This window comes from Spirosoma spitsbergense DSM 19989, from assembly GCF_000374085.1.
GTDB classification, from domain to species: Bacteria; Bacteroidota; Bacteroidia; order Cytophagales; family Spirosomataceae; genus Spirosoma; species Spirosoma spitsbergense.
Window position 1 is genome coordinate 1 of sequence record NZ_KB893506.1, and the last position, 2193, is coordinate 2193.

The window sequence follows — 2193 nt, forward strand, 5'->3', positions numbered from 1 at the left end:
CCTGCCTATATGTTCGCTGGAAGTAGTATTTTAGTATTCTGATTTGGCCTAATCTAACCTGCACAAACCACTAACCTTTTTTCCCCTTTCTCACATGAATTTATTTACCTGGTTGGGTATCGGTTCAGGAACGAACCAAGCCCAGGCCAACGACGAGCGGAGCCGGGCGATAGCCGGAGAACAAATTACCATTGATTGGCACGAAGCCGACAAGCAGCGTATATTAAACTGGATTGCTGAGCGCAAAGCGTTAGCCGACGAGAAACGCCCGGAGCTGAGCGAGGGGGCGCGGTACTGGTTCGACCAGAGCGAAGCCGACGAGATTAACCGGTTAGAACAGTCTATCCAGCGCAATGATAGCTATATCATTCACGCCCGGAATAACATCCTTTACCACCAGCACCGGCAGCGACGATAAGCCAGGCCAAAGCGCGTAAGCAGTCTTGCAAAGAGCAGGCCGAAGAAGGTCTACAGGAGGCAGATGCCCGACTAGCTATCTACCGGAACATCGTTCTGATGAAAGGTCAAGTCTAACCAAATGAAGCCATTTGGATCAGCGGTTACCATATCGACACAAGTAGCTATCAAAATAGTAGTAGAAAACCTAAGATGAACTGATTTTAGCTACTTCACAAACAAAATAACCGTAACAATGGCTGGAAGCTTACTATCTAAGGATTACCCCACAGCAGATGAATGGCGCAAATTAGTAGAAGACTTTTCACCGGAAGCTATTGCTCATAAGCTCTTACTTGCACATGTTCCCTATGTATTCCGGGATGAACCCTTAAAATATGCTCTGTTTAGAAAGACCATAGCCGATGCATTCAACGTAGAGCCAACAAACATTTTTATAGTCGGTAGTGCAATGGCTGGCCGAAGTTTAAAGGGTAATGCTTTGGAGAAAGAATACTCGACAGACAGCGATTTCGATACGCTCATCATATCGGAGCATCTTTTTACAAACTATGTTATGAAGTCTCTAGCTTGGGTTAAGGAGATTTCAGTGACAGATTACACTGGAAAGATTCCTAAGACTCAACCTATAAACGCTGAAAATGCCAAGCACATTGATTGGTTAGCCAGTCAAGCATATAAGGGAATATGGAGGCCAGACAGTCTTCCCAATACATCTCAGGCAAGAATTGACTTCTTTGAAAAGTTTGCGGATGTATCGCTGAAAACGCTTGGTCTCCAATTATCAGAAGATACAGTGGCTAAAGTTAATGGTCGAATAGCAAGATCATTTGAAGACGCTGTCAAAGATCTTGCTTCAAGTATAGCAAGATTACGCAAGGAGCTTAAAGGAGAAAAAGTAGAGCCAGAAGTAATTCCAATTATAGAAGAAAAAAGAGAGGTGTTAACTAAAAAATGATCGTGCGTATTGACGAAACGTGGCGTGTAGCCCTCCTACGGAGTGCAGCGTGGTACGGTCTTGTAAAAGAGCAAGCTGGAATGCCGCTTCGCGTCATTCTCAGGCTTGCTTTACTTCGTAAAGATTTGACCATCAATAAATTACGGTTTATAGCTATTAATGAAAAGTTAACTTTTTTTATAACCCTTTACTAATCAATACTCAACTATTAATGAATCAGTTAACAGATACCCCGGAGAAGGCCCACCATGTTACGGCATCCCCGGCGACCTTCGCCGACTTTGAGAAGTTGGCCCAGCAGTATGGACTAAGCAATAAAGGGCTATTGGCGGCCATGGTGCAGTATTTCAAGGCAACCAAAGCCGACCCCCGCGACCCCAAAGCTGATAACCCTACCGACGCTATTAAGGCACTCGACCGGCGATTAATCAGCTTCATCAAACAGCAGGAGAAGGAGCAGCTGCGACCCATAAAAGACGAATTGATTTTGATTAGCCGTAAGCTCTACGAGCTGGACGACCCCGCCAACGGGGTAGGCAAAATTGAGCATCTGCGGAAGATCAACGAACGGCTGCGGCAGGTGGCCGAGAAGGTAGGCGTAACGATGTAGCCCGATGGTAACCAACTTTTCAAGTCCGATTAAGGGAGCCAACAGCGGGAGCTGTCAGCGGTTAGCCGGGTATCTGGAGAAAGAGAATAACCGGAGCGCCGGCCGCCAGCTACCACCCCACCAGCAGGAAGCGTTTTTCTCCGCTCACAGCGACAAAGTAAGCCAAATCGAGGTGGTAGCCGGAATTGACCAAAACGGAGCCGCCCAG

The 2193-nt window shown here is 46.6% G+C and carries 5 protein-coding genes; all 5 read left to right on the forward strand.

All coding sequences use genetic code 11. The features are described 5' to 3' along the window. The first annotated feature begins 94 nt into the window (after positions 1–94). Positions 95–418: a hypothetical protein gene (locus B157_RS0112675; protein WP_020603698.1), complete on the forward strand. Its 324-nt coding sequence runs from the start codon at positions 95–97 to the stop codon at positions 416–418. Between the two features lie 234 nt (positions 419–652). Further along, entirely contained in the window at positions 653–1375 is a 723-nt protein-coding gene (locus B157_RS36845; protein WP_020603699.1) for a hypothetical protein, read from the forward strand. A gap of 2 nt (positions 1376–1377) precedes the next feature. Continuing rightward, entirely contained in the window at positions 1378–1569 is a 192-nt protein-coding gene (locus tag B157_RS0112685) for a hypothetical protein (protein ID WP_157618424.1), read from the forward strand. A 17-nt stretch (positions 1570–1586) separates the two neighbouring features. Beyond that, complete coding sequence (locus tag B157_RS35225) at positions 1587–1985, forward strand: BfmA/BtgA family mobilization protein (protein WP_020603701.1); 399 nt, start codon at positions 1587–1589, stop codon at positions 1983–1985. A 4-nt stretch (positions 1986–1989) separates the two neighbouring features. Beyond that, positions 1990–2193 (forward strand): DUF5712 family protein (locus B157_RS0112695; RefSeq protein WP_026308665.1); only part of this gene is annotated, 204 nt, incomplete at its 3' end.

What these genes read in the sequence shown, in the direction of transcription:
- B157_RS0112675 (WP_020603698.1), top strand. Translation starts at nt 95, where the DNA reads ATGAATTTATTTACCTGGTTGGGTATCGGTTCAGGAACGAACCAAGCC.
- B157_RS36845 (WP_020603699.1), top strand. Translation starts at nt 653, where the DNA reads ATGGCTGGAAGCTTACTATCTAAGGATTACCCCACAGCAGATGAATGG.
- B157_RS35225 (WP_020603701.1), top strand. Translation starts at nt 1,587, where the DNA reads ATGAATCAGTTAACAGATACCCCGGAGAAGGCCCACCATGTTACGGCA.